Consider the following 25,700-nt stretch of genomic DNA (forward strand, 5'->3'; position numbering starts at 1 on the left):
GCGCTTTCTACGACGTGGCCGGTTGCGGCGATAAAGCGGCGGTCACGTCCATTTCGACCAAAGCGAGGTCGCCAAGACGAATTTGCACGTGCTTGCAAAAACAGCATACGCTATTTCCAAGGACAGAAACATTCCTGGGAGAAAGCTGGATGGCGTCACGCTACCACGAGGTCTATGACGGCTGGAAACGCGATCCGGAAAAATTCTGGGCGGATGCGGCCAAGGCCATCGACTGGTTCTCGCCGTTCGAAACGGTCTTCGATGCGAATGCCGGCGTCTATGGGCGCTGGTTTCGCGGCGCCTCCTGCAACACCTGCTTCAACGCCGTCGACCGCCACGTGGCGGGTGGCCGCGCCGATCAGATCGCGCTGATCCATGACAGCGCGATTTCCGGCACGGTCAGGAAATTCACCTATGCCGAATTGAAACGCGAGGTGGTTGCGCTGACGTCGGTGCTGAAGAACCGCGGCGTCCAAAAAGGCGATCGGGTCATCATCTACATGCCGATGGTGGCGGAAGCTGCGTTTGCCATGCTTGCCTGCGCCCGTATCGGCGCCGTGCATTCGGTCGTCTTCGGCGGCTTTGCTTCGCACGAGCTCGCCACGCGCATCGACGACGCCAGGCCGAAGCTGATCATTTCCGCCTCTTGCGGCCTGGAGCCCGGGCGCGTCGTCGCCTACAAGCCGCTGCTCGACAAGGCGATCGAGATGTCGCGGCACAAGCCCGAAGCCTGCCTCATCCTGCAGCGCGATCAGCTGCGCTGCGAGCTAAAGGAGAACCACGACATCGACTATGCCGACGCCGTCGCCCGCGAGCGGGCCGCGGGCGCCAATGTCGACTGCGTTCCGGTGCTCGCCACCGATCCGCTCTACATCATCTACACGTCCGGAACGACCGGCCAGCCCAAGGGCATCGTGCGCGACAATGGCGGCCACATGGTTGCGCTGAAATGGTCGATGGAGAACGAGTTCGGCGTCAAGCCGGGCGAGGTGTTCTGGGCGGCTTCCGACGTCGGCTGGGTGGTCGGCCATTCCTACATCGTCTACGGCCCGCTGCTGCATGGCTGCACGACCGTCCTGTTCGAGGGCAAGCCGGTCGGCACGCCCGACGCCGGAACCTACTGGCGGGTGATATCAGAGCATGGCGTGGTCGCGCTGTTCACCGCGCCGACCGCATTCCGCGCCATCAAGGGACAGGACCCCAAGGGCGAATTCGTCCCGAAATACGACCTGTCGAAATTCCGCACGCTGTTCCTCGCCGGCGAGCGCGCCGATCCGGAAACCATCAAATGGGCGGAGCAGAAATTGAACGTGCCGGTAATCGACCATTGGTGGCAGACCGAGACGGGCTCGCCGATGACGATCAACCCAGCCGGATTAGGGCTACTGCCGGTGAAATACGGCTCGCCCGGGGTGCCGATGCCCGGCTACGACATCCGTGTGCTCGACGATGCCGGCCACGAAGTGCCGCGCGGCACGTTGGGCAATGTCGTGGTCAAGCTGCCGCTGCCGGCCGGCTGCCTGCCGACGCTATGGAATGCCGATGACCGGTTTCGCCAAGCCTATCTCGACGAATTCCCCGGCTTCTACAAGACGGCGGATGCCGGCATGATGGACGAGGACGGCTATTTGTTCGTGATGGCCCGCACCGACGACATCATCAATGTCGCCGGCCACCGGCTGTCGACCGGCGCCATGGAGGAGGTGCTGGCCGCGCATCCGGACGTTGCCGAGTGCGCTGTCGTCGGCGTCGCAGATGCGATGAAGGGCCAGGTTCCGCTCGGCTTCGTCGTGCTGAATGCCGGTGTTACGCGTGACAGCGCCACTATTGAGGCCGAGGTGGTCACGCTGGTGCGCGAGCGGATCGGCCCGGTCGCCGCCTTCAAGACGGTGGTCACGATCAAGCGCCTGCCCAAGACGCGCTCCGGCAAAATCCTGCGCGGCACCATGCAGAAGATTGCCGACAAGGAAGACTGGACAATGCCGGCGACCATCGACGATCCGGTCATTCTCGACGAAATCACCGCAGCGCTGAAGGGACGCGGAATCGGGCTTTAGTTGCTTTCGGAGCGCGGCAGGCGGATCGCGGCTTCGGACGAATTCACGAATTCATCCTGCACCGCAATCGTCTGTTGTGCAATGCAGCAATAGCCCTTAAACCTTTGCGTGGGGGGCCATTCCGAAGGCACGGCATGGCTCAGCAAAAAACAACGTTCGGCGGCGTCGACATCCTGCGCTTTGTCGCCGCTGTCTTCGTGATGTTCTACCACTACGGCTTCTGGGTGTGGGCGTTCCCCGAGGGCGTTTCGGCGCGTGCGACGGGCGGCATCCCGCCGCATCCGGAAATAGGCGGACTGGTCCAATTCGGATGGGTCGGCGTCCAGATATTCTTCGTCATCAGCGGCTTCGTCATCGCCTTCAGCGCCGAGCATTCGACACCGCTGCGGTTTTTCGAGGCAAGGGTGAAACGATTGGCGCCGGCCGTCTGGATCTGCGCACCAGTCACCGCGATGGTGCTGCTTCTCGTCGATCTCAGTTGGCCGACGGACGCTGTCACCACGCTCATACGCACCGCCCTGTTCGTTCCGTTCAACCCCTGGGTCGACAGCGTCTACTGGACGCTTGGCATCGAGATCGCCTTTTACGCCATCGTCTGGATCCTGCTGCGGCTCGGCCGCTTCGACCTGATGGAAGCGGTGGCAGTTGGGCTCGGCGCGATCAGCACGCTTTTCTGGTGCCTGTACTATCCATTCGACTGGACGGACCTTGCCGAGGCGCGCTGGCTCGACCTGCTCCTGGTGCATCACGGATGTTTTTTCGCGACAGGTGTGCTGTTCTGGCTGATGCGTTTCAAGGCAGTGACGCCCGCCCGCCTTGTCTTCTGCGCCTTGTTCCTGGCCGGCAGCGTGCTGCAGATCATAAGTGCTGTCGACGTCCGCAGCATCAAGGTCGAAGCCGCGATGCCCTACGGGCCACCGATCGTCCTGTTCCTCGCTGCCATGGCGCTGATGGCGTGGTCGTTACGGCTCGACCTGTCCTGGCGCGGCTGGCGCCGGATCGGCCTGATGACCTACCCTCTCTATCTGATCCATAATGTCGTCGGCGCAGCCATTCTCGGCGCCTTGATGCGTGCGGGAGTGCCATACCTGCTTTCGGTGGTCATCGTCGGGGCGACCATGATCGCCGCGAGCTGGCTGATTGCGATCGAGGCCGAACCGCGCATCCGGCTTCTGCTCGACCACACCATCTTCCGCTACCGTCTCAAGACGGCGTAACGCGCCAGCGTTGTCACGCCGGTTCCTGGCTGCAAACGTCCTACGGTGGAATGTCCGGCACAAAGCACGGTGCGCACGCTTTTGCGCGACCGGTCGCGGCTCGGCGACCTCTACTGATCAAGCGAGGAAATAGACCGGCACCGTAAGGAACGTCATTCCCCACCGACCCCACCGGCCGTGCACAGGCTGCCGGTCATGGTCTGTTCGAGGGGCATTCGTCTTCGCTCCCCGGGCCCGGTATCGGCGTGGGCGGAAGATGACGATCTGCTCAATATCGGTCCTACAGACCGGCCTCAGCTGTTCACCTTCGTCCGCGCTTCCGACTTCTCCAGATAGTATGACGAATATCTGTCGAAGAATTTTTCCGAGCCGCCGATCGATCCGTACTTCGCCAGCTTCTTCAAATCGACCTTGTTGAGGACCACGCCGACGATCTTGTTGGCGATATAGGATTCCGAACTCAATATGGATTGCACCATCGCACGCGGCGTGCGCCCCCACTCGGTCACGAGCACGAAGCCGTCGGCAAGCGGAGCAAAGGCCTTGGCATCGACCACTGGGCCGAGCGGCGGCAGATCGACGATGATGTACTGGAAGGTCTCCTTGGCATTGTCGATGAAACGCCGCATCCCGGCCGACGACAGAAGCTCGCTTGTGTGCGAGAAATGACCGCGCGGCACGGCGGGGACGATCGCCAGCTTGGTCTGCCGGTCGATCTTGCCGACGGACTGCCAGGTCTGCCCGCTCACCACCGCTTCCATCAGGCCTTGCTCGGCCTCCATGCCAAGGCTGCGGCTGAGGCCGGGGTTACGCAGGTCGCCGTCCACCAGCAGCGTCTTCGACCCGTTGGCGGCAAGCAATCCGGCCAGATTCGCCGCCACGGTCGACTTGCCCTCGCCGGGAAGGACCGAGATCACGCCAATGACCCGGCTGCCTTGCCCTTCCATCACCACGTCGAAGGCAATCTTGGCGCTGCGCAGCGTCTCGGAAAACATCGATGCCGGGGCGTCGATGCTCACCCGCATGCGCGCGCGTCTTTCAGCCGCCGACGGTGATGGGGCGGTTTTGATATCCGCCTGACCGTCATCGCGCTTATCGTCCTTGGCGACCTTGCTGCCAATGATCGGCAGGTAGCCGAGGAATTTGAGGCCGACGCGATCGCGAACGTCTTCGCCGGTCCTGAAGAACCGCTCCCTGAACTCATTCAGGCCACCAACCCCGGCTCCCAACATCACGCCAAGCACGAGCGAAAGTCCCAGCACTATGGACGTGCGCGGGGTTGCCGCGGACTTCGGCAGCGTCGCGTCCGAGATGACGCGGATCTTGCCGACCGGGAAGGATTGCTGCTGGGAGGCTTCCTCGTAGCGGCCAAGGAACGTTTGATAGAGCGTCGAGAGCGCCGTTGCCTTCTGCTCCAGTTCGCGCAGCTTGACCTGCGACTGGTTGTCGATGGAACTCTTGCCAGCCGCTAACGCGACATTTGCACGGAGCGCCGTCTCGCGCGCGAGAGCGACTTCGTATTCGTTGCGGTAGCTTTCGGTCAATTGCTTCAGTTCGCCGAATATCTGCGCCGATATGTCGGCCCTTTCCTTGGCAAGTGCGACCGCCTGGGGATGCTCAGCCCCGAAATTGGCTTCGATATCCTGCTGCCGCTTGGCGACAGTGAGATAGCGGGTCTTGAGCGTTGAAATGATCGAGTTGCTCGGCTGGTCGGCGGATATCGCGGCGTCCCTGAATGCGTTGTCCGAACCGCTTTCGACGATCGACTTGTATTGCTGGTAGCGGGCGCTGGCGCGGGCGGTATCGGCCTGCGCCTCAATGAGCTGGCCATTGAGGTCCGACAGTTGCTTGTCACTGATCAACTGGCCGTCATCGACGGCCAGCCCATGTTCGGCCCTGAACTTCTCGACGGCGAGCGCCGCTCCCTGGGAACTTTCGCGAAGCTCCGTCAGCCGACCTTGCAGCCAGACCGCCGCCCGCTCGGTCGCATCGAAGCTCGCATCGAGCTGATCGGCGAGATAGGCGTCGGCATAGGCTTTGGTGACCGCGGTCGCAAGTGCGGGGTCCGTCGCCTGGTAGGCGATGGAGATCACATAGCTTCGACCGATGCGCTCGGCTTGCACCTCGTCCTGCAGTTTGAGGATTGCGTAATCGCGCCGTGACGAGGCAATCATCGCGTCACGCGTCGCCGGGTCAAGCTGAGTAACGTCGGCCGTACCCACGGCGGGATTGGGACGGAAATACCGGACCACGCCGCGCACAAAACCGGCAGCCTTCGACACGGCCGACGTCGGAGGGTCCATGAAAGCGTCGTTCTGATCGAGTTTCTGCTTGTCGACGACTACCGCCGCGAGTCTCGCCGAGTGGAGTATTTCGATCTGGCTCAGAATGGCGGAGTCGGTCTGCATGCTGACCGACGCCGCCGAGACCTCGTCGACGACCTTGTTCAACCCTTCGTCGATCAGCACACGGCTCGTCGCCATGTAGGTGGGAGGCGTGGTCTGCAAATAGAGCACGCCCAGAAAAAGACCGATGGCAGCGCATGCCGCAACCACCTTTGCCTGCCTTGCTGCCATGCCGAGCAGGCGCTCGACATCGATAAAATCGTCGGCGCTGACTGGGTCCGAACTCGGCAATGGTTTCCTCTTGTCGAGAGGAAAATTGGCATAATTCATCTTCGGTCCAATTCAAGTTTGCATCTAGAGCGGCGGTCTCTCAAGTCGAACGCGCCGCCGCTCTATTTTTTTTTGAGCCTCGGATTTTCCCAAACCCTGTCTCCACTCGGGTCCGCTGCTCTCGTTTGCAGGCGCTAGAGCGGGAGCATCAGCATATGCCCAACGCAAGCTTCATGCCAGCCACCGCGAGACCTGGGCAGTCAAACATATCGGCATGTCTTGCGTCACCATTCATATGCTTGCTCCCAAAAAATGGGCTTTATGCGGCTTCCACCCGGCGCTCATGCAACCGGACGAACTCCTGAAGCATCTCGAAGATCGGTCCCTTCATGTCGTCGCGCGCCAGCGCGAAGGCGACATTGGCCTGGATGAACCCTTCCTTCGAGCCACAATCGAACATCCGGCCGTTGAAGGGCTGCGCGAAGAAAGCCTGGCTTTGCGCAAGGCGGACCATGGCGTCGGTCAGTTGGATCTCATTGCCGGCGCCGCGCTGCTGATTGCCGAGCAGCCCGAATATTTCAGGCTGCAGGATATAGCGGCCGTTGATGTAGTAGTTCGACGGCGCATTCGCCGGAGCCGGCTTTTCGACCATGGCGGTGACTTCGAAGCCCGAGCCGACATCGGCGCCGCAGCCGACGATGCCGTATTTGCTGGTCTCGGTCGGGTCGCAGCGCTCGACGGCGATGACGTTTCCGCCGGTCTGCGCATAGAGGTCCGCAATTTCAGCGAGACATCCGCGACCGCCGAAGGACACCATGTCCGGTAACAGCAATGCGAAGGGCTCATCGCCGATGACTTCCCGGGCGCACCATACCGCATGGCCGAGACCTTGGGGTGACTGCTGCCGGATGAAGCTCGTCGCACCAGCCACGGGAAGCAGGCTTTCCAACGCCTGAAGCTGCGCCGTCTTGCCGGTCTGCTCCAAAGTTCCGATCAATTCTGGATGCAGGTCGAAATAATCCTCGATGACCGCCTTGTTTCGGCCCGTCACGAAGACAATGTGCTCGATGCCGGCTTCGAACGCCTCGTCCACCGCATATTGCACGACAGGCCTGTCGACGACCGGCAGCATTTCCTTCGGCATCGACTTGGTCGCCGGCAGGAATCGCGTTCCAAGCCCCGCTACCGGTATGACTGCCTTCCTGACTTTTTTCATTGCATATTCCTTCTGAGGAGATCGACTTCAACCTGTCGCAGGCCGCGAAAACTATTTTTCAGCTGCCTGCACCTTTCACCTCCCCCGCACCCACGGCAAATTGCGCCGCCAACCTTCGCAGCCGAACGGCGATCGGCATGCCCATATGCCAAACCGCCGCCGGATCGCTGAGCGCCGTCCACACCGCCTTGAGTGGGGATCGCGCCTTGATGTGCTGGACCAGAGAAAGGAACGACGCCGCCTTGCGCAGGCTGCGCGTGCGCCTTGCGAAAGCGGCTGCGGCCTTTGCGTCCATCGAATGGGCTCTGGCGAAAACGAGATCGGCCTTACGCATCGACTCGACGTGATGAAGTTCGAGCACGCGGGAAATGGAGCCGGTCCGGATATGGTAGACATAGCCGGTCGTCGGCTCGACCACGCACTTGCCACCCTTGGCCAGAGCACTGGCCAGCAGGATGTAGTCCTCGCCGATGATCAGGCTTTCGTCATAGCGAAGCCCGTTTTCGTTCAGAAACCGGCGCTGGAAGATCGGTTTGAGATAGCCGAGATTGAACCTGGATTCGAAGACCACATTGCCGGCAATATAGTCCGCCAGCGAGATTTCGCTCAAACCCTCGAGATAGTCGGCCGGGAACATCGTCTCTTCGGCAACACCGTCCTCGCGAACCACCTGGAGATTGTCGACTGCGATCGCGGCGCCCGCTTTCTCGGCGCGGTCAATCATGGTGCAGATCCGCCCGGGATAGACCGCGTCGTCGGAATCAAGGACCGCCACCCACCTGCCGCGGGCAAGCTCAAGGCCGACATTCCTGGCGCCGCCTGGACCGCGGTTTTGCTCAAGTGCGACGACGCGGACGATGTCTTCGGGGTAGGATCGCGCCAGATCGAGCGTCCGGTCGCGCGACTGGTCGTCGACGACGATCACCTCCACGCTCACATCGCGCTGGGCGATGGCGCTGGCGATCGCCCGCTCGATGGTCAGCTCCGAATTGTAGGCGGCAATGACAAAGGTGACGTCAGGCTGCACGCTTGCCCCCTTCCTGCGGCGAGGGCAGGCCGTATTGGCGGATTTCACGCACGCCGACAAGACCGCTGACGACGCCGACATGCATGATGCCGCGAAGCACGCTGCGGTTCCTGCGCACGGGACTGATGGCGACCGGGATTGCCGATGCGAAACAAAAAACCGCCTTTGCCGAGGCGAGGCCGACTTGCCTGACCAACGCGAGGCCATGCGCGTCGCGCCCCAGCAGGTGCCCATGCGTCTGCCCGACGCGGAACCGGCGGCGACGGAGCCAGTCGAAAGCCGCCCTGGCGCGCGGCACCACTTCATCGACCCAGGCCTGCGGCGAAAAGGCGATGCGACCGCCGGCCTTGACCATATGGTCGAAGAATTCGGTGTCCTCGCCACCGGTCTGACCACGCGCCAAGCTGAATCGCCGGCCGCGGAGGCTGTCGGCGCCCATCCTGAGCAGGACGTTGCAGGTGTAGCCGGTGCGGATCTCGCCGCCCACCCAGACGGGCAAGGTGGAGTGAAAATCGCCGCGGCGCATCCAGTTGGGCGCATCCGGCCGATAGCGCGCCCGCACTGGCCCGAGCACGGCGGCAGCGCCACTCAAGTCCGCCGTCGCAACCAGTTCGACAAGCCATCTCGAGGATGCCGTTTCGTCATCGTCGAGGAAGGCGACGAAATCCGCCGTGCTGGCGTCGAGGCAAGCATTGCGGGCGATTGAGATGTTGCGTGCCGGGCAATGACGATAGCTGATCGGCAGCTTCAGCGTCTCCGCCAGCGTCGCCACCAGCAGTTCGGCCGTTGGCCCGTCATCATTGTCGGCGACGATAACGCGGATGTCGAATCCCGAAGGCACGTCCAGGGCGGCTACCGAGCGAAGCGTGTCGGCAAGCTCCGGCCGCCTGAACGTGCAGACGCAGACGTCGACGCTGCGGTTTTTTTCGGCCACACCCATCACGCCACCCTTCTACGTTGCAATCGCGGTCCAAGCAGTTGCAGCCAGAAACCGACGGACCAGCCGAAATGCATGACCATCGCCGAAATCCCGGCAAGGGCGCTGTCCGGATTGCGCTGGCTGATCGCAATCCACACGCCATAGCCGAGACAAACCGACGCCCACACCAGAATCGGCATGACTGCCAGCCAATGCACGAAGAAAAAGGCAGATAGAAGGACGACAGGGAACACCAGGAGCGGCACCATCTGCCGGACCTTCGGTATCATGCGGTGCTTGAGAACGTTCTTTGCCCGGCCGCGGCCATAGCCGAGATACTGGAAATAGAGGCCGGCGAGCGACGAGCGCGGGTAATAGATCATTTGCGTCTTGCCGCTCATCCAGATCCGGTAGCCGGCCTTGCGCAGCCGGTAGTCGAACTCCGCATCCTCGTTGTGGCTGAACGTCTCGTCATAGCCGCCCACCGCCTTGAACGCCGAAATCCGCATCAGCGCATGGTGACCGTGGTCGACCCACTCTCCCGCCGAGAGATGCCGGTGCTTGGAGCCGCCCGTGCCGAGCTTGGAATTCTGTGCAGCCGCAACCGCGTTCTGCACTGTGCCGCTGCCGCTGGTCAGCATCGAGACGACGACCGAATCGGCGCCGGTGGCCAGCGCCTCTTCGATCAGCCGATCGCAATAATCCGGAGGGTAGCCGCCATGCGCGTCGATGCGAATGAAATATTCAGCCCCATCGCCGTACCTGGCGATGGCGAGATTGATCGCCGCGCTCTGGAGGCGCTTTTCATTCTCAAGAAGGATGATCCTAGGATCCTTCCTGGCGATCTCCTCGACGATCGCCCTGGTGCCGTCCGTGCTACCGCCATCGGCAACGATGATCCGGGCGCCGAGCCTTTCGGCGGCCGGTCGAAGCTCGTGAACAAGCGCACCGATGTGAGCCGCTTCGTTCAGGCACGGAATCACGATCAGGTTGGACGGCATTTCGGTCTGCATCATCGGCCCATGTCCTTCCCTAGCCATCCTAAGCCAGTGCCTCGGCAGCATATGAACCGGGCGCGACCGTCAACCCGCGAAGCTTCTCGACGAGCGCCCGGCAATCGCTGCGATCGTGGCTCCAGGTTCGCGGATTGCGGGCAAGAACACGCGCCCGCAATTTCCCGAAACGATGCTCCTCCAACTCGCCCAAGGCAGCCTCGAGTGCCTCGGGAGTTGCTTGAGGCAAGAGAACACCGATTCCCTGCTGGTCGAGGAACCGGCCGGTTTCGGTGTGGCCCATCGAGATCGGCACGGCGCCGAAGCGGCAGCCCTCGTAGAGGCGGTTGGGCAGCAGCCATTCAGAATTCAGCCCCTGCTCGAAAAAATCGATGGCCCAGGAAAAATGAACCTCACGGTAGATCGTCGCCATATCTTCGGGATTCCGATAGGGTCCGCCAAACGAGAGCCAGGGCTCAGATTCGACGAAACCGTGGAAATCCGGAAATTCGGAAAGCGCCGGACGGCCCCTGAGGATGATTTCGAAGCGGCCCTCAAGTCGCCGGGAAAATTCGGCCAGCAGTTCCAGGGAGCGGCGGCATCGGAGCGCGCCGAACCAGCCGATCCGCCAAGGCGGAGCGACGGGCTCCGCCGCCGTGCGATCATTCAGCGAAACCGCGGCAGGCTCGAAATATTTGTTTTCGAGCAGTTCGACCGGCGCGGCAATCTGCCCGAACGGCTTGAAATAGTTTGCGATGAAGGCCGGCGAACTGGTGACCAGCAGCTTTACATCCCTGGCCAGATAGCGCTCCGCGCCGCGCATCGCCTTGCCCAGAAAATCGTCGCGAAGCATCAGGCGATGGATGTCGAGACACTCATAGACGATCGGCACGGTTGCCTGGAATGCCGATTTGGCACGCCGGGCAAGCGCCAGCATTTCCAGATTGCGCGCGATGATGAGGTCGGGTCTTGGCATCGAACCGAGTTTCGACCTGATCGAAACCGCCGCCTGGGTGACCGCTGCCAGCCGCTGGGCGAATCGCCCATCGCGCGTTGCGCCAAGATCGATCGGATGCAAGCCCTCGACCTCGGCGATCGGGCTTGCTGACCGGCGAAAGCCTGCCAGTGTGACCTGGGCACCGCCTGCCTTGAGCATTATGATCCGCCGGCGCACTGCCGGATCGGAGACGTCGTGCACCAAGTACAAGACATGCAGCATGAAAAACTCGACCGCTGTTGGCCCGCCCGAAAGAATCCTAGTACAGCTCGTGCTGCATCGCAACATTTTTGGTGCAGCGTAGCAAAAATCAATGTTTTTTGTTGCGCTGCAATATTATTGCCGTAGTTTGATGGTGGCATCGGGCATGGGTCGGGACTCCGGGACCGGCACGAAAATCAGGGACCCTGAATTTGCAAGCCAATGCATTCGACCCGCCAGAGGGCTCTCTCCGCAGATCAGTCGGACGCGGCGCTATCATCACGGCTTTGGCGCAATCGGTGCGGGTTGCGACGCAGATCGTCTCCGTCATCGTGCTGTCGCGCCTGCTCTCGCCGCAGGACTTCGGCGTCGTGGCGATGTGCGCGCCTGTGCTGGCGTTCATCGCGCTGTTCCAGGATTTCGGCCTGACCCAGGCGACGGTTCAGAAAAGCGGAATCAAGCATGAAGAGGTCAATTACCTCTTCTGGGTCAATGTCGCGGTTAGCGCATTGCTCGCCTGCGTGCTTGCCGGCGCGGCGCCTCTGGTCGCCGCCTTCTATGGCGAACCGCGGGTGTCTGGTCTGGTGGCAGCACTCGGGCTGCAGATCATAGCCTATGGGCTGGGCGCCCAGCATCTGGCGCTGTTGACACGCCGAATGCAGTTCGCCCGCTTGGCCATCATCGACGTCGCAAGCGCCATTGCCGGCCTTGCCGTATCGATCGCCTGGACTTTCATCGACCGTTCCTACTGGGCGCTTTTTGCCGGCACCCTGACAGCAGCCGTAGTGCCCACGCTTTGCTACTGGGCAAACTCGCGATGGCGCCCCAGCCTGCCGCGCAAGGTCAACGGCATCAGCGAGCTGATCAATTTCGGCGCCGGCATCACCGGGTTCAACTTCGCCAACTTCTTTGCCCGAAATCTCGACAATGTGCTGATCGGAAAATACTGGGGCGAAGCGCAGCTTGGACTCTATGACCGCGCCTACAAGCTGCTCCTGTTTCCGTTGAGCCAGATCACCAATCCGCTGTCGAAGGTCATGGTGCCGGCTCTTTCCAGGCTGAAGGACGAGCCGAATCGCTACCGCAGCGCTTATCTTCGCGTCATGCCGCTGATATTGCTGGTCGCACTTCCGGGTGTCGCCTTCGCCATCGCCATGGCCGACGTGCTGATACCGTTCGTGCTCGGCGAGCAGTGGCGGCAGAGTTCCAGCATCTTCCTGGCGCTCGGTTTTGCCGGTCTGCTGCAGCCGCTCAACAACCCGGCGGGATGGCTTTTCATCAGCCAGGGCCGCTCGGGCGATTTCATGCGCTGGGGCATCATAACAGCCTTGACGTCGGTGCTGGCCTTCCTGATCGGCCTGCCCTATGGCGCGCTGGGCGTGGCGATCGCCTATGCGGTCAGCGAGTATCTCAGAACGCCTTTTCTGTGGCTGTATATCGGAAAGACCGGGCCGCTGCGGGCAAGCCATATGCTTCGCGCGGCAACGCCCTTCGTGCTTGGCGCGCATCTGGCGCTTGCCGCGATCTGGTTCGCCAAGCCGTTGCTGCCGCAACAGCACATCGTCGCGATGGCGAGCGCGGTGGCGCTGTCGTACATGATCACGGTCATGACCGCGCTGGCGTTTGCTTCCGGCCGCGAGGCGTTGCGGGAGGCCCTAAAACTGCTGCCGGCACGGGCGCCTAAGGCAGCGCCAAGCGAGGCGAAGTAACTTGCACGGACACCCATACGAGGACCAGGTCTGATCCCATGCACTACCGATCGATCTCCGACATGAATGACGCGATTGTCAGGAACCTTCACCGGTTGCCGCGCGATATCGACCTGGTGGTCGGGGTCCCGCGAAGCGGCATTCTCGCCGCCACCCTGCTCAGCCTGACGGCGAACATTCCGATGACCGACCTGGATAGTTTCCTGGCCGGTAAGATCTATACTTCGGGCGTCACCAAACGGCGCGCCGCGCTCGACCGCCAGGCGACCGATATGCGCAAGGTCCTGGTGATCGACGACAGCGTCAGCGGCGGCGCTGCCATGAGAGAGGCGCGCAGCCGGGTAGAGGCCGCCGGCATCAAGGCGGACTTCACCTTTGCCGCGGTGTTCGGCCTGCTGCCCCAACACGAGGAAACCGACATCGTCCTCGAGGTCGTGCCGCATCCAAGGATGTTCCAATGGAACTTCATGCACCACAAATTCCTCGCGCAAAGCTGCGTCGACATTGACGGCGTGCTTTGCCTGGACCCGACCGAAGCAGAGAATGACGACGGCCCCGCCTATGAGAAATTCCTGGGCGAAGCGCTGCCTCTGTTTGGCCCGACCCGCAAGATCGGCTGGCTCGTCACCAGCCGGCTCGAGAAATACCGCACGCTTACCGAAGCATGGCTGGCAAAGCACGGCATAGAATACGACAAGCTGATCATGCTTGACCTGCCGAGCAAGGCTGAACGGCAACGGCTTGGCGTGCATGGCAGTTTCAAAGCCGATTTCTACCGCAAATCCGATGCCATCCTGTTCATCGAAAGCGAGCACCAGCAGGCCCTCAAGATCGCCGAGCTTTCCGGCAAGCCGGTGCTGTGCGTTGAAACGCATCTGGTAATTTATCCTGACACGCTGTCACTTCCGGCACTTGGACAGGCGGCGCGCAACCTTCCGGGCAGCTTAAGGCAGATCAGTTCGCCTGACGGGCGCAAGACGGCAATCAAGACCGTCGCGCGCACGCTGCTTGGCGAACGCGGTTACGAGACGCTCAAAAGCCGGGTCAAACGACCGGCTTGAACCTGGTTTCGGGACTTAAAGCGCGTCACGCGACGCGCGCTTTTGTTTTGTTTTATGCAGTCGTTATCGCAAAACCGCTACGCACCCTCGGGTCAGGCCGCCCAGGGTCAGGCCCGAGGGAATGCTTTTGCGCGACATGGGTTAGGCGGCTTGCCGCGAAGGCTGTTGTGTCGCCCTCTCCAGCATCGAGAAGAAGGTCGCGAATTGACCCGCCGGATCGAGTTCCGGGCGCTCGGAGAATGCACGCGCCGCCGCTGAAAGCCGCCCATATTCCAGGCTGTCGGTCCACAGACGCCTGACCGCTGCCACCCAGTCGGCGAGTGGGGCATCGTAATCCAGCACCACGCCACCGGAGCCGATCGCTTCGGGCAGGCCGCCACGACGCGAGCCGACGACTGGAATGCCGCTGCAATGGGCTTCCGACGCCACCCGACCCCAGGCCTCTTCCCATTTGCTGGGAGCCAGCAGGATTTTCGTGCGGCCGTAGACCGTCTTCATGTCGTTGGTCCGGCTCTCCAGGGTGACGTTGCCGAGCGGCGCGATCGTCTGCTCGATCCGGGCCCGATGATCATCGTCAAGCTTCCAGCTTTCGACGAACAGGAACGGGATTTCAGAGCAGGCGGCGGCGATGCGCACCGCAAGCTCGAAACCTTTTTCCTCATAGGGGTTGATCAGCGTGACAAACTCGCCCGTCGTCGGCGTGCGGTAGAGCGCGGGATTGATGGTCGGCGGTATAACCGTCGAATCGATATCGAATTTTGCCTTGTAGGTGCGCGCCGTGAACTCGGAATTGGCTATGTAGAGCGCCGAATGCAGCTCGCGCAGATCGCCGCCCAATTCGTGGAACTCGACATTCCTGAGATAGACGACCAGCGGCACGCCTTCGGCCTGCAGCGCCTTGCCGATCGGAACCGACTTGTGGCACTGGACCACGGCGACATCCGGCCTCAGCTTTTCGACGGCGAAACCCGCCGCCTCCCAGGGAAACCAGGCGCGCACGACCGGATAGCCCGGAAAGCTGTCGATGACAGCGCGCTGCCTCAAAAGTTTCATCTTGGCGCGCGCCTTGTAGCCGAAGACGCCCTGGCCGAACAGGGCGGCGAGCACCGAAGCCTCATGCCCGTGCTCGCGCAACTGTTCGGCAAGGTGATGGGTGCTGGACTGGACACCGCCGCTGAACTGGGGCGTGTAACCGTTACCGCCTGCAAAAAGCACTTTCATGGTTTCGGCTCCTTGTCGCATTCTCAAGTTTACGGGCAATGACGCACGGCTTATTTTCGGATGCTGGCTTGCGAACCGCTTCAAGCATCCTGCTGCGTCTCCAAATTGGCGAACGGATTGGTACACGGCTGCCATCCGGTGAACCGGACCGGGTCGGCTGGCGAACTGCGCCGGGCGTAGTCGGTCAGCATATGGAACTCGGCAATGACCCAGCGGTCGAAATGCCTCAGGTCCTGTTTTTTCTGTTCGGGCAGAAACCGGCGTGCGGCGCCCAATTTCAGCGCCTCAAGCACAGTGACAGCATCGCCCAGCTTTGTGTTTGGAAATATCCAGGGGTTCCGCTTCTGGAATTCCAGGACGAACTGCTGCAAATGTTCGATGCGCATGTTCAGCCTGCCGAAATATCTTTCGAGCGTGACGCGCACCAGGTCTTCGTCCGAAAGCGAGGAAACGGTGGCGTAGGCGATGCCGGTCGAAGCAACTCCGCCAGCCATGATGGCCAGTGCCGCGCGTCGCGAAACCTTGGTCATCCGGCCATTTCCTTTCCTGCTATCCGGCTCGCCGCCCGCAGGGAGAGGGCTGCCGCCGTCAGGCTCGGGTTGGCGCAGGAACAGCTTGTATATGTGCTCGAGCCGACGACAACCAGGTTCCTGAGCTGATGGTGGATCATGTCCCGATCGACCACCGAATCCGCCGGGCTCGAGCCCATCCGCAACGTGCCCTGGACATGCGACTCGGTGCGCCGGATGCCGCGATCGAAGATCTCTTCGACCGGCAGCGGGGCCAGAAGCGCCGCCAATTTCTGCTTTGCCCGCGCCATGCCCTTGACCGCATAGTCGGATGCTCCCGCGAAACTGACGAAGGCGTTTTCATCCTCGTCGAGAATCACGAGATTTTCCGGGTCGAGCAGGTCTTCGGTAACAATGATGATGGGAAGCGTCTGACGGACACGTCCCTTTTCAGGGCGCATCCCGTGCTGCCAGCGGTTTTCGAAATAGACCAGCGCCGCAGCATGGTCCGATCTGTGAGCGCCGTCATAAAGGCCGAAATTCAAGCCGGTGGTGATGGTGCTTCCGTCGAAATTATCGACACCGTCGAGATAGGCTTCGAAATTCCATCCGTAGGATTCGTGCAGGCCGCGCCCGACGAATTCGCCCGACAGGCCGGACCGCAACATGATCGCCGGGCTCTGGATGGCATTGGCGCCCAGTATGAAAAGATCGCCGCTGACCGAATATTCCTTGCCCTCATGCACGAATGCGACCGAACGGACTGAACCGCCGATATGGTCGAGCCGGCGCACTTCAGCGCCAAGGCAGACCGAAACGTCGGGATGCTCGAAGACGTGCATCAGGCCATTGTTGGCGGTGAATTTGGCATCGACCGGGCATAATCCGCACCGCAAGTTGGCGCAGCAAGAAGACCGTTGCGCGGTCGGCACGCGCGCGCGGGCTGTCGGCATGACAAAATGCTGGTCCGGCTGCGCCGCTTTCATCATCCGGTCCGGCGTCGACATGTGATGCGGTGGCTGGGGAAATGGCCTGGAACGCGGCATCATCGCCGCCATGTCGGGGTCGCCTGAAATCGACATGACGTCCTCTGCATCGCAGTAAAACGGCTCGAGCTCGTCATAGCTGATCGGCCAGTCGTTACCGACGCCGTAGAGGCTTTTCAGCCTGAAGTCGTTCGGGTGAAAGCGCGGCGTCTGGGCGAACCAGCAATTCGTTCCGCCACCCAATCCGATGGTGTAATTCCACGGCTTGTCAGAGTTGGTCTTGTAGGTGGTCTTGTCCTCGATGTCGGTGTTGACGTTCTGCTCGAGCTGCCATTCATGCGTGTTGTGCCCGCCCCATTCCAGAACCAGAATGCGTGCCTTTCGCTGCTTGGCGAACGCATGCAGGAAGAAGGCCGAACCGAAACCGGAACCGACTGCGACAAGATCGAAATGCTCGTTGGCGATCTGTTCCGGCCTGATGCCCAGCACCATCAGAGAAGACCCCTTGTTGACACGAGCGCGTTCATCGAAGCCTTCGCGATCGTCCTTGATGTCCTAGCCACCGGCCTGTCCCGCCTGATCTCACGCCGCCATCCTGCCGATCGAGTGATATTCGATGCCGTAGCGAGCGATGACCTTGGGGTCGTAGAGGTTTCGACCGTCGAAGATGATCGGCGTGGACAGCGCATCCTTGATCGCGTCGAACGACGGTGCCTTAAAATTCTTCCACTCGGTGGCGATCATGAGCGCATCGGCGCCACGCAGCGCTGCCTCCTTGGTCCCGCACAAGAGCAGATCCTCGCGCAGTCCGTAGACGGCCTGGCATTCCTGCATCGCCTCGGGATCGTAAGCCTGCACTTTGGCACCGGCCTTCCAGAGCGCTTCCATCAAGACCCGAGCCGGCGCCTCACGCATGTCGTCGGTATTGGGCTTGAACGCCAGGCCCCACAGCGCAAAAGTCTTGCCCTTCAGATTGCCGTTGAAACAGCGGTTCACCTTATCGAACAGGACCGATTTCTGTTCGTTGTTGCGTTCCTCGACGGCGCGCAGCAGCTTGGCATCGAATTTGACGCCTTCGGCGGTCTTGATCAGGGCGCGCACATCCTTGGGGAAGCACGAGCCGCCATAACCGAGGCCCGGATAGATGAAGTGGTAGCCAATGCGCGGATCGCTGCCGATGCCCTTGCGGACCTCCTCGATGTCGGCGCCGAGTTCCTCGGCCAGATTGGCCATTTCGTTCATGAAGCTGATCTTGGTCGCCAGCATGCAATTGGCCGCGTATTTGGTGAACTCGGCGCTGCGCACATCCATCACGATCATCTTCTCGTGGTTGCGGTTGAATGGGGCGTAAAGCTCACGCATCACCGCCTCGGTGTCCTCGCTGCCGGTGCCGACGATAATGCGGTCGGGCTTCATGCAGTCGGCCACCGCGGAGCCTTCCTTGAGGAATTCCGGATTGGAGGCGACGTCGAAAGTAAGATCCTCGCGGCCCCGCGCCTTCAGCGTCACGGCGATCCTGGCCTTAATCTTTTCGCAGGTGCCGACCGGCACGGTCGACTTGCCGACGACGATCTTGGGCGCATCCATCTCCCGGCCGATGGCCTCGGCAACGGCCAGCACATATTTGAGGTCGGCCGAACCATCCTCGCCCGGAGGCGTGCCGACAGCGATCATCTGGATCTGGCCATGCTTGACGGCGGCCGCGGCGTCGGTGGTGAACTTGATGCGGCCGGCCGCATGGTTCTCCTTGACGAGGTTTTCGAGCCCGGGCTCGAAAATCGGAATGAGGCCCTGATTGAGCCGCTCCACCTTTTTCACGTCGATGTCGACGCATAATACCTGATGGCCGACTTCGGCAAGCACCGCCGCCTGCACCAGACCGACATAGCCGATTCCAAAGACCGTCAAATTCATTTGATTTCATTCCTGTTCAAGACTTCGGAGCGCTTTCGGCCCGGCCGGTTCAGATTGGTCTCTACTTAATGCTGCATGCCAGCGATTCCGGAAACTGGCATGGCTGGCCGAGCGCCGTGAATGCGATGCGATCCACTTGCAAGGTAAGCTTGCGACCCGGATCCGAAAACGGCCCGAGCCATTCCTTCATCGTGTTGCTGCCCCAGAGGCTAAAAAATATCTTTTGCGCATGGCTGGGCAGCTTTGCCGGATCGGTGATCGTGTTCACCAGCTCGCCATTGACGTACCAGCGCAGCCGGTCCTTCTCCCAGACGAAGGCGTAATCGTTAAAAGCCTTGTCGGTGCCGCCAGCTACATCGACCACTTTCTCGTTATTGCCCTTGCCAGCGATGTAGGCGTTGACCTGCACTTTGGAGGTGTCCTTGGTCAGCACCTCGAAGTCGATTTCATCCCACGGCTGCTTGTCGGTTGGGCCGATGTAGGTGAAGAAGGAGGCGTTGATGCCAGAGCCCGAATCGGTTTTCATCCGCGCCTCATAGGTGCCATAGCCGAAGCGCTGCTTGGATTGGACCTCGCCGCAGGCAAAGTCGCGATCCTTCACCTTCTGCTTTTCGAAACCGAGCGTCAGCATGCCATTGGAAAGCTTGACCTGTCTTTTGGACCAGATGCAGTTCTGATACTTGCCGTTCGCCCAGCCGTCGGCAATGTACCAACGCGCCCGGTCGAAGCTGGTGAAATCATCGACGAACGATGGCGCAGTCGGGATGTCCTGCGAACGGGAAGGGGTCGGGCCCGCAACCAGGCTGCCGAGTGCGACCAGCAGAAACGCTCCGCCCGAACATAGCTGCCTCAGTTTCCCTTGCCTCATCATGCGCGTGAGCGGCCGGTCGCCGGTTGCTGGGGTGGACGTGCTTTTCGAATCCGCGTTCATACCAAACTCACCTTGTGCTGTGCGCCCCCCCAACCCAAGTCGATGTTCAAAACCATGACGAAACGAGCTGATCTTGACCTTCTGCCGGTAGCGTCCCCGGTTGCCTGCTTCTTGCCCAGTGCCAGCCAGGCTCTTTGAAATTTCACCCCGCGCCGGCGGCAGGGTTGGCGAAATCGGCCTTGGTGGCCGAGCCAGGTTGGGCGCTTTCATCGAAGATAGCATCCAGCGAATGCCGGAGACCCTTCATCAATTCGTTCTGGCGGGCGAGCGCCGCGATGCGCCGCTCGTAATTCAGGATCGACTTCGTCAGTTCGCTGACCTCGGAGGATCTGCTGGAGGAGGCCGCGCCATTTTCCATCGCCTCGACCAGGAAGGCGGCGTTGGTGGCCTTGGTCCGGTAGCGATTCTCAAGCCCGTTTTTCTCCGCCTCGATCTCGGCTGCGATCTGGTCAAGCAGCTTTGCCAGGCGGTCAAGGCGCGAGATATCGGTCTGCCTGTCTCGAGCCGGATCCCTTGATCTGAAGCCAAATATCGAGGCCATGCGCTCAGTTTCCTGTCATAGCCGGCCTAAGCTGTCCCTTGTGCCCGGCCGGGCCAAAAAAGTTCTTGTCGCATCGTCCAGCTCCTCTGACAGGCGGACATTTTCGACCGATTCAAACAGCCAATCAGAATTGCTGCACCGCAACATACATGCCATTCCCAAAGCGAGTAGGCAACCACCTAGTGCGGCGAATCGGAAATTCGCATCGCTTTGAGGCAGGGTAAGGACCTGTTGACATGATCGGTGTGGGGCGCCGGCGGACCAGATCAAGCCTCGCCGACCGGGCTGGTTGCGGCCATGAGAAAGCGCCGCGACGGCACAGGCTGTTTCGAGCCAAAGCCGGCGCGGCGAAACAGCGCATCCAGCTTGTCGGCGGCCACGCCGCGAACGATGGGGATGAGATTGGATTGGCTGGCCAGGGCGTAGGCCGCAGCCGCTGTCAGCCCTCTCTCGTTCTTCACGTCGAGGAAGTTTCGCAACCGATATTTGTCGCGCACCTGCCGTTCGTGCTTTCTGAGCACGGCCTTGGAGCCTTCCGGCAAACTGTCGATCGCCAGCAGCGCCAGATCCGCGTCGGCCAGACGCTTGAGATCCTGCGTCTTGTGCTGGCCGCTCAGCGAATCCGCGCGAACGATCGCGCCGTAGCCGCAGGACCTGATGACCTTGAAGCGCGCCCCGCAAGCAACTGCGCGCGCGTAGAGTTCATAGTCTTCGCCCAGCCGCAGGTTTTCGTCATAGCGCAGCCCATGCCGGTCCAGAAAAGCGCGGCTGATCACCGGTTTGAGAAAACCCAACTCACCTCTCTGCACACGACGACTGGAGATGTTGCCTTCGATGAAGCGCTCGAAATCGAGAAATTCCGGATCGGCCGAAAACCGCGGAGCGGTGATTTTCGAAACGTCGGTCGCCGCATCGTCCCTGATCATCATGATGTTGTCGGCAGCGAAATCCCAATCGGCGCTGGCGAACAACTCGCGAAATCTGCCCTCGAGAAAAAAATCGTCGGCGTCCAGAATGCTGATGAACGGCGATTTGGAACTGGCGATCGCGGCGTTGCGGGCCAAGGAAGGACCGCCGTTGACGTCGAGCCGGATGACGGAAACCCTGCCGCTGCCATCGTCGGCCGCTCGAACGACTTTCGCGGTATCGTCAGTGGAGGCGTCATCGACGACGACGACTTCGGCCACCTCCGGCTCGCGCAAGGCCGATGCGATGGCAACCGCAATTGTCCGCGCCGCGTTGCGAGCGGCAATGATCACGCAGACTTCCGGTTCTGTCATCAATTCGCCTCTCGACTGCACAGGTAGCTCCGAATTTTCTCCCCAATGCAGCTCTCGTTCTCACTGACTGCCCGGCTGTACGAAACGTCAGCCGGCGCTTATGCTGCGAGTGCGAAGCATCGTTAAAATCACTCGCTCCGTCCAGTCTTTCCTTTCGGGGTCGTCATGGCGCAAATCGACGGGCGGTGAAATGCCAGCGGATAGGCGGGCCGCTTCGCACACCGTCCCTGCCCATTCTGGATGGGTGATCAGCGCACTCGAATCGCTGATCACCAGGTCGATCGACAGGGTTTAGGCAGTGGTGGCCAGGGAATCCGAGGCTGAAGGGAAATCACAAGTCGGTTGCCCAGGATGCTGTCGGGCGAGCAGTGCGCCAGGGACCCGGCCGACGCTACCTGCCGTTAGGTCAGTGGAGGCTTCTCCTGGCACTGAACTTCTCGCCATCGGCCGCTTCGGTCGAACTCAGCTTTCGTTCGACGTCGCGAATCTTGTCAGCCGACGTCGGGGTATTTCTGGCAACCATGGCGAAAACGAGCAGAAAGTAGCCCAGTTGAATGACAATGGCGCAGGCTATGGCGCGAAGAAGCGTTGTGCCTAGCGAAGCGCCGTTGAGATAAGACCAGGCGACCACGATCGCCAGCGCGAAAATCATGCCGATAATGAATTTTGGTAGCGACATACCCGACAGCCCGTCAACCTGCTCGGGCAAAAATCGATGATTGACCACCCCGAGCCTCCCTTCGCCATGCGAGCTTGTTGAGGCCACCCGCTTTTTGGCCGGTTGCTTCCGGCCTTCCCACGCTGTCCATACTCTGACAGAAACAATTTGCAACTCTATTAAGGTGTGCAATAGCGGGCAAGGCCAGCCGCAAATTATTTTGCATAAGTTCGGGGGATCGACTCTGCCATGTTGCGACGCACACCCCGGCATCACAACCAATCACCCGGTATGGACTCACGTCAGTAAGAGCCGCAATATTAATCAGTATTTTACTTTAGGAGCGCTTTATATTTTAAAAAGCTACAGCACGATAATTCTCAACCACGCGGCACAAAGAGCGATACGCCCAAAATCAGCCTCAAAAAGGCACTAACTTTTTCAAGGTTGCCCATAATTTGTCACGAACGCGCCATAAAAGGCCAAAATTTGCGCAGGATCGGTTTATTATTTAATCAATGCATGACGCGATTATTTCAGGCGCTCAAGGAATTGTGTGTTGCGATGCAGCATTTTTTTGATATCGTGCGGCAAACCATCCGTTCAACGTATGGAGTTTATGCATGAGGGACGTAGCTAAGCCGGCCGACGCGGATTTTCCACAGGCCGGTATCGACTTTCCACCAATCGGCGGCCTGCTCAAACGCAGCTTCGATATCGCCGGTTCACTGATTGGGCTGGTTGCTCTCAGTCCGCTGTTTGTGATGGTCGCGCTGCTTGTCAAGTTTTCCGACGGCGGGCCGATTTTCTACGGTCACAGGCGGATCGGGCGGGGCGGACGGATTTTCCCGTGCCTCAAGTTTCGCACTATGGTGCAGAATGGCGAACAGGTGCTGGCGGCATACCTTGCCGCCAACCCGGACGCCAAGGCCGAATGGATAGCTACCCGCAAGCTCAAGAACGATCCGCGCGTCACGCGTGTCGGGGCCGTGCTGAGGAAGCTCAGCCTCGATGAACTGCCGCAGATCATCAACATCCTTCAGGGTGACATGAGCCTTGTCGGTCCTCGCCCGGTGGTGCGTGACGAGCTCGAAATCTACGGCAGTTCGGCCGTCTATTACCTGAAATCGCGCCCTGGCCTGACCGGGCTCTGGCAGGTCAGCGGCCGCAATGACGTTTCCTATGACAGCCGTGTCGCGTTCGATCGCCACTATGTCGAAAACTGGTCGCTGTTCGAGGACATTCGCATCATCATCAAGACCGTGCCTGCCGTCTGGATGTCGCGGGGCTGCTATTGACCGGCCGGCAGCCGGTTGTGCGCGGAGTGACTGTCCAGACGCCAGGCATTCTGCAGCAAGCTTCATCGGACCGGCCCAAAGCGAATCGGAAAACATACAGTTGAAAACAGACATCTTCGAAATCTCCTGGGCCGGCACGGTTAGCAATCGCATGCGACCGATGCGGCTTATGACCACCTGCCTCGCGCTGGCGCTCGCCGTTCCGCAACTCGCCGCGGCCGACGAGTACCGGCTTGGATCCCAGGACAAGCTGACCATCCGCGTGGCCGAATGGCAGACCGTTGAAGGCACGTTCCGCGACTGGACAGCCGTCAACGGAGAATACACGGTCGGCCCGTCTGGAACATTGTCGGTGCCGTTCGTCGGCGAAATGCCGGCATCCGGCAAGACCACATCCGAGATCGCGGCGGCGATCAGCCAGGCGCTCCAGCGCAAGCTCGCTCTGGCGGACCGGCCGGAAGCCTCCGTCGAAATGGCCCAGTACAGGCCGTTCTACATTTCCGGGGAGGTGCAGACGCCGGGCCAGTATCCCTACGTGCCCGACCTGACCGTCCTGAGGGCGATGAGCATCGCCGGCGGTGTCCGGCGGGCCCCCGAAGGACAGCGGTACGACCGCGACATGATCAACGCCAAGGGCGAGTTTGACGTTCTCCAGGACCAACGGGTCCGACTGATCGTTCGGCGCGCGCGCATCGAAGCACAGATCGCCGACAAGCCGACATTCGACGTGCCGAAAGAGCTGGCCGAGGATCCGAAGCTGGCAAGCATCGTTGCCGACGAGATGGCGATCCTGACGGCCGATCAAAAGAATCTCAAACTGCGCCTTCAGGCGCTCGACGATTTGAAGAAGCTGCTGCAGAGCGAGATCGATTCGCTGCAGAAAAAGATCGTCAACCAGCAGCGGCAGGTCGACCTGGCAAAGGAACAGCTCAGCGGCATCGGTTCGCTGGCGCAAAAGGGCCTTGTGGTCAACACTCGGGTTCTGGGTTCGCAGCAAACGATCGCCGACCTGGAAGGACAGATCCTGGATTACGAAACGGCTATCCTCACCGCCAGGCAGTCGATCAGCAAGGCCAACCAGGACGCCATCGACCTGGAGAACACCCAGAATGCCGACCTCGCCACTGGCCGGCAACAGGCAGAAGCCGATCTCGCCGAAACAATGCTCAAGATGAACATGCACACCGGCCTGATGGCCGAAGCCATGTCGGGGAACCCGGCGCTACAAGGCTATCGCGACGGCGAAGAGCCAACGATGTCGTTTGGCCTGGTCCGGATGGTCGACGGCAAGACCAGCGAAATCGCCGCCAGCGAAGATACACCCGTGCTGCCTGGGGACGTGATCAAGGTGAAGCTGGTGCCAATGGCAAGCCAGTAAGCCTTCGAGCGATCGGCGGATCCGATCAAGCCGAACAAGATTCGATCGGCAAAGAGTTCGACCCGGACGAGTTCGACCATGAACTCGTCGACACTGTGCTCGCTGCCCGACAAGCCAGCCTGCCGCCAACTCGGGACGTGAGTAATTACAGCGCAAGGAGATGTTGTGCTTTAGCTGCAACTCAAATCCGAGGAGGACTTCGTCATGCACAGTGCAAGGGACGAAATCGTCAGTCGAGAAAGAGAATTTCACAATCTCAGGTTTAGTCAGGAGGAGGATCCAAGAGGAAGCCTGGACAAGTGGTATCGAACGATTCGACATGGCGCTGAACGTCAAGACGAGCAGATAAAACGGCTTTCGAAAAATGCAGACGTGCTCGAGTACGGTTGCTCCAATGGCGGGTGGTCCCTGCATTCCCTGCACCTGCCCGATCTTTGCCGATCTCTGACGGGGATCGATATTTCGGATGTAGCAGTAAACAAGGCGAACGAACGGGCGAGCGCGCTTGGAAGCACGAACGCTACATTCTTGGCGATGAATGCGGAAGCCATGTCGTTCGAGGACAACAAGTTCGACCTGGTGTATGGACGCGGGATCATCCATCACCTGGACCTGGACCGGTGTTTTTCCGATGTGGTCCGTGTCCTGAAGCCGAACGGCGTGGCGTCCTTCTACGAGCCGATGGGACACAATCCGCTGCTGAATGCCTACAGAAAGCGGACACCCCTCATCCGCACCGCTGATGAACATCCCTTGCTGATTTCGGACTTCGCTTTGGCCCGCCGCTATTTCAGCGATGTCCAGGTGGACTATTTCGGCCTGTGCTCCGTAGGAAGCGCGCTGATGCCGCGAACCATCTCGGAGACCGTCTACACGGTTGGCAAAGCTGTCGATTCAGTGGTTTTGACGCTTCCCTTTGTGAAGCGGTTCGCATGGTACGCGCTCCTGACCCTCAGGGCCTGATCAACAGGCA

Annotated in this window: 21 protein-coding genes; 7 read left to right on the forward strand and 14 right to left on the reverse strand. The window is 60.7% G+C overall.

Annotation, left to right across the window (positions count from 1 at the left end; all coding sequences use genetic code 11):
- The first annotated feature begins 149 nt into the window (after nucleotides 1-149).
- The gene (locus tag AC0L17_RS05790; RefSeq protein ID WP_473515113.1) at nucleotides 150-2,057 is read left to right on the forward strand and encodes a propionyl-CoA synthetase; all 1,908 of its coding nucleotides are present in this window, start codon (nucleotides 150-152) and stop codon (nucleotides 2,055-2,057) included.
- Between the two features lie 134 nt (nucleotides 2,058-2,191).
- Nucleotides 2,192-3,274 (forward strand): acyltransferase family protein, encoded by a 1,083-nt coding sequence (locus AC0L17_RS05795; protein WP_473515114.1) that lies wholly within the window; start codon nucleotides 2,192-2,194, stop codon nucleotides 3,272-3,274.
- A 293-nt stretch (nucleotides 3,275-3,567) separates the two neighbouring features.
- Here AC0L17_RS05795 and AC0L17_RS05800 read toward each other — a convergent pair whose 3' ends face one another.
- The 6 genes from AC0L17_RS05800 to AC0L17_RS05825 form a co-directional block, all read right to left on the reverse strand.
- Nucleotides 3,568-5,949 carry a polysaccharide biosynthesis tyrosine autokinase gene (locus tag AC0L17_RS05800; protein WP_473515115.1) on the reverse strand — a complete coding sequence of 794 codons (2,382 nt, stop codon included), beginning with the start codon at nucleotides 5,947-5,949 and terminating at the stop codon, nucleotides 3,568-3,570.
- A gap of 259 nt (nucleotides 5,950-6,208) precedes the next feature.
- On the reverse strand, nucleotides 6,209-7,105 hold the full coding sequence (locus AC0L17_RS05805; protein WP_023796734.1) for a UTP--glucose-1-phosphate uridylyltransferase: 897 nt from the start codon (nucleotides 7,103-7,105) through the stop codon (nucleotides 6,209-6,211).
- A 58-nt stretch (nucleotides 7,106-7,163) separates the two neighbouring features.
- Nucleotides 7,164-8,132, reverse strand: coding sequence for a glycosyltransferase family 2 protein (locus tag AC0L17_RS05810; RefSeq protein ID WP_091592817.1), 969 nt, complete (start codon nucleotides 8,130-8,132; stop codon nucleotides 7,164-7,166).
- Nucleotides 8,122-9,072: a glycosyltransferase family 2 protein gene (locus AC0L17_RS05815; protein WP_023796736.1), complete on the reverse strand. Its 951-nt coding sequence runs from the start codon at nucleotides 9,070-9,072 to the stop codon at nucleotides 8,122-8,124. The genes AC0L17_RS05810 and AC0L17_RS05815 overlap by 11 nt, the downstream gene beginning before the upstream one ends.
- Nucleotides 9,072-10,064, reverse strand: coding sequence for a glycosyltransferase family 2 protein (locus tag AC0L17_RS05820; RefSeq protein WP_473515200.1), 993 nt, complete (start codon nucleotides 10,062-10,064; stop codon nucleotides 9,072-9,074). Before AC0L17_RS05820 ends, AC0L17_RS05815 begins: the two co-directional genes overlap by 1 nt.
- Before the next feature lie 28 nt (nucleotides 10,065-10,092).
- A complete protein-coding gene (locus tag AC0L17_RS05825) occupies nucleotides 10,093-11,262 on the reverse strand; it encodes a glycosyltransferase family protein (RefSeq protein ID WP_473515116.1) in 1,170 nt (389 codons plus the stop codon).
- Nucleotides 11,263-11,453: 191 nt separating this feature from the next.
- Here AC0L17_RS05825 and AC0L17_RS05830 point away from each other — a divergent pair, with 191 nt between their 5' ends.
- The gene (locus AC0L17_RS05830) at nucleotides 11,454-12,950 is read left to right on the forward strand and encodes a lipopolysaccharide biosynthesis protein (RefSeq protein WP_473515117.1); all 1,497 of its coding nucleotides are present in this window, start codon (nucleotides 11,454-11,456) and stop codon (nucleotides 12,948-12,950) included.
- A 38-nt stretch (nucleotides 12,951-12,988) separates the two neighbouring features.
- Nucleotides 12,989-14,011 carry a phosphoribosyltransferase gene (locus AC0L17_RS05835; protein ID WP_473515118.1) on the forward strand — a complete coding sequence of 341 codons (1,023 nt, stop codon included), beginning with the start codon at nucleotides 12,989-12,991 and terminating at the stop codon, nucleotides 14,009-14,011.
- 141 nt (nucleotides 14,012-14,152) lie between these two features.
- Here the strand turns inward: AC0L17_RS05835 and AC0L17_RS05840 are convergent, their stop codons facing one another.
- From AC0L17_RS05840 to AC0L17_RS05875, 8 genes are all read right to left on the reverse strand, one after another.
- On the reverse strand, nucleotides 14,153-15,232 hold the full coding sequence (locus AC0L17_RS05840; protein ID WP_473515119.1) for a glycosyltransferase: 1,080 nt from the start codon (nucleotides 15,230-15,232) through the stop codon (nucleotides 14,153-14,155).
- An 80-nt stretch (nucleotides 15,233-15,312) separates the two neighbouring features.
- Nucleotides 15,313-15,762 (reverse strand): hypothetical protein, encoded by a 450-nt coding sequence (locus tag AC0L17_RS05845; RefSeq protein WP_023796742.1) that lies wholly within the window; start codon nucleotides 15,760-15,762, stop codon nucleotides 15,313-15,315.
- Nucleotides 15,759-17,219 carry a GMC oxidoreductase gene (locus AC0L17_RS05850; RefSeq protein ID WP_473515120.1) on the reverse strand — a complete coding sequence of 487 codons (1,461 nt, stop codon included), beginning with the start codon at nucleotides 17,217-17,219 and terminating at the stop codon, nucleotides 15,759-15,761. The genes AC0L17_RS05845 and AC0L17_RS05850 overlap by 4 nt, the downstream gene beginning before the upstream one ends.
- Before the next feature lie 90 nt (nucleotides 17,220-17,309).
- Entirely contained in the window at nucleotides 17,310-18,641 is a 1,332-nt protein-coding gene (locus tag AC0L17_RS05855) for a UDP-glucose dehydrogenase family protein (RefSeq protein WP_023796744.1), read from the reverse strand.
- A gap of 61 nt (nucleotides 18,642-18,702) precedes the next feature.
- A complete protein-coding gene (exoK, locus tag AC0L17_RS05860) occupies nucleotides 18,703-19,572 on the reverse strand; it encodes an endo-1,3-1,4-beta-glycanase ExoK (RefSeq protein ID WP_473515201.1) in 870 nt (289 codons plus the stop codon).
- Between the two features lie 142 nt (nucleotides 19,573-19,714).
- The gene (locus tag AC0L17_RS05865; RefSeq protein ID WP_091592800.1) at nucleotides 19,715-20,113 is read right to left on the reverse strand and encodes a hypothetical protein; all 399 of its coding nucleotides are present in this window, start codon (nucleotides 20,111-20,113) and stop codon (nucleotides 19,715-19,717) included.
- Nucleotides 20,114-20,379: 266 nt separating this feature from the next.
- Entirely contained in the window at nucleotides 20,380-21,393 is a 1,014-nt protein-coding gene (locus tag AC0L17_RS05870; RefSeq protein WP_473515121.1) for a glycosyltransferase family 2 protein, read from the reverse strand.
- Nucleotides 21,394-21,799: 406 nt separating this feature from the next.
- Nucleotides 21,800-22,120: an exopolysaccharide production repressor exox gene (locus AC0L17_RS05875; protein ID WP_473515122.1), complete on the reverse strand. Its 321-nt coding sequence runs from the start codon at nucleotides 22,118-22,120 to the stop codon at nucleotides 21,800-21,802.
- 554 nt (nucleotides 22,121-22,674) lie between these two features.
- Here AC0L17_RS05875 and AC0L17_RS05880 point away from each other — a divergent pair.
- The 3 genes from AC0L17_RS05880 to AC0L17_RS05890 all read left to right on the forward strand — a co-directional run bounded on the left by AC0L17_RS05880 (nucleotide 22,675) and on the right by AC0L17_RS05890 (nucleotide 25,690).
- A complete protein-coding gene (locus AC0L17_RS05880; RefSeq protein ID WP_091592795.1) occupies nucleotides 22,675-23,349 on the forward strand; it encodes a sugar transferase in 675 nt (224 codons plus the stop codon).
- A gap of 169 nt (nucleotides 23,350-23,518) precedes the next feature.
- Nucleotides 23,519-24,727, forward strand: a complete 1,209-nt coding sequence (locus AC0L17_RS05885; RefSeq protein WP_091593002.1) for a polysaccharide biosynthesis/export family protein — start codon at nucleotides 23,519-23,521, stop codon at nucleotides 24,725-24,727.
- Between the two features lie 204 nt (nucleotides 24,728-24,931).
- Nucleotides 24,932-25,690 (forward strand): class I SAM-dependent methyltransferase, encoded by a 759-nt coding sequence (locus AC0L17_RS05890; protein WP_091592793.1) that lies wholly within the window; start codon nucleotides 24,932-24,934, stop codon nucleotides 25,688-25,690.
- Nucleotides 25,691-25,700 lie beyond the last annotated feature (10 nt).

The sequence above is a fragment of the Mesorhizobium sp. WSM4829 genome (assembly GCF_055811475.1).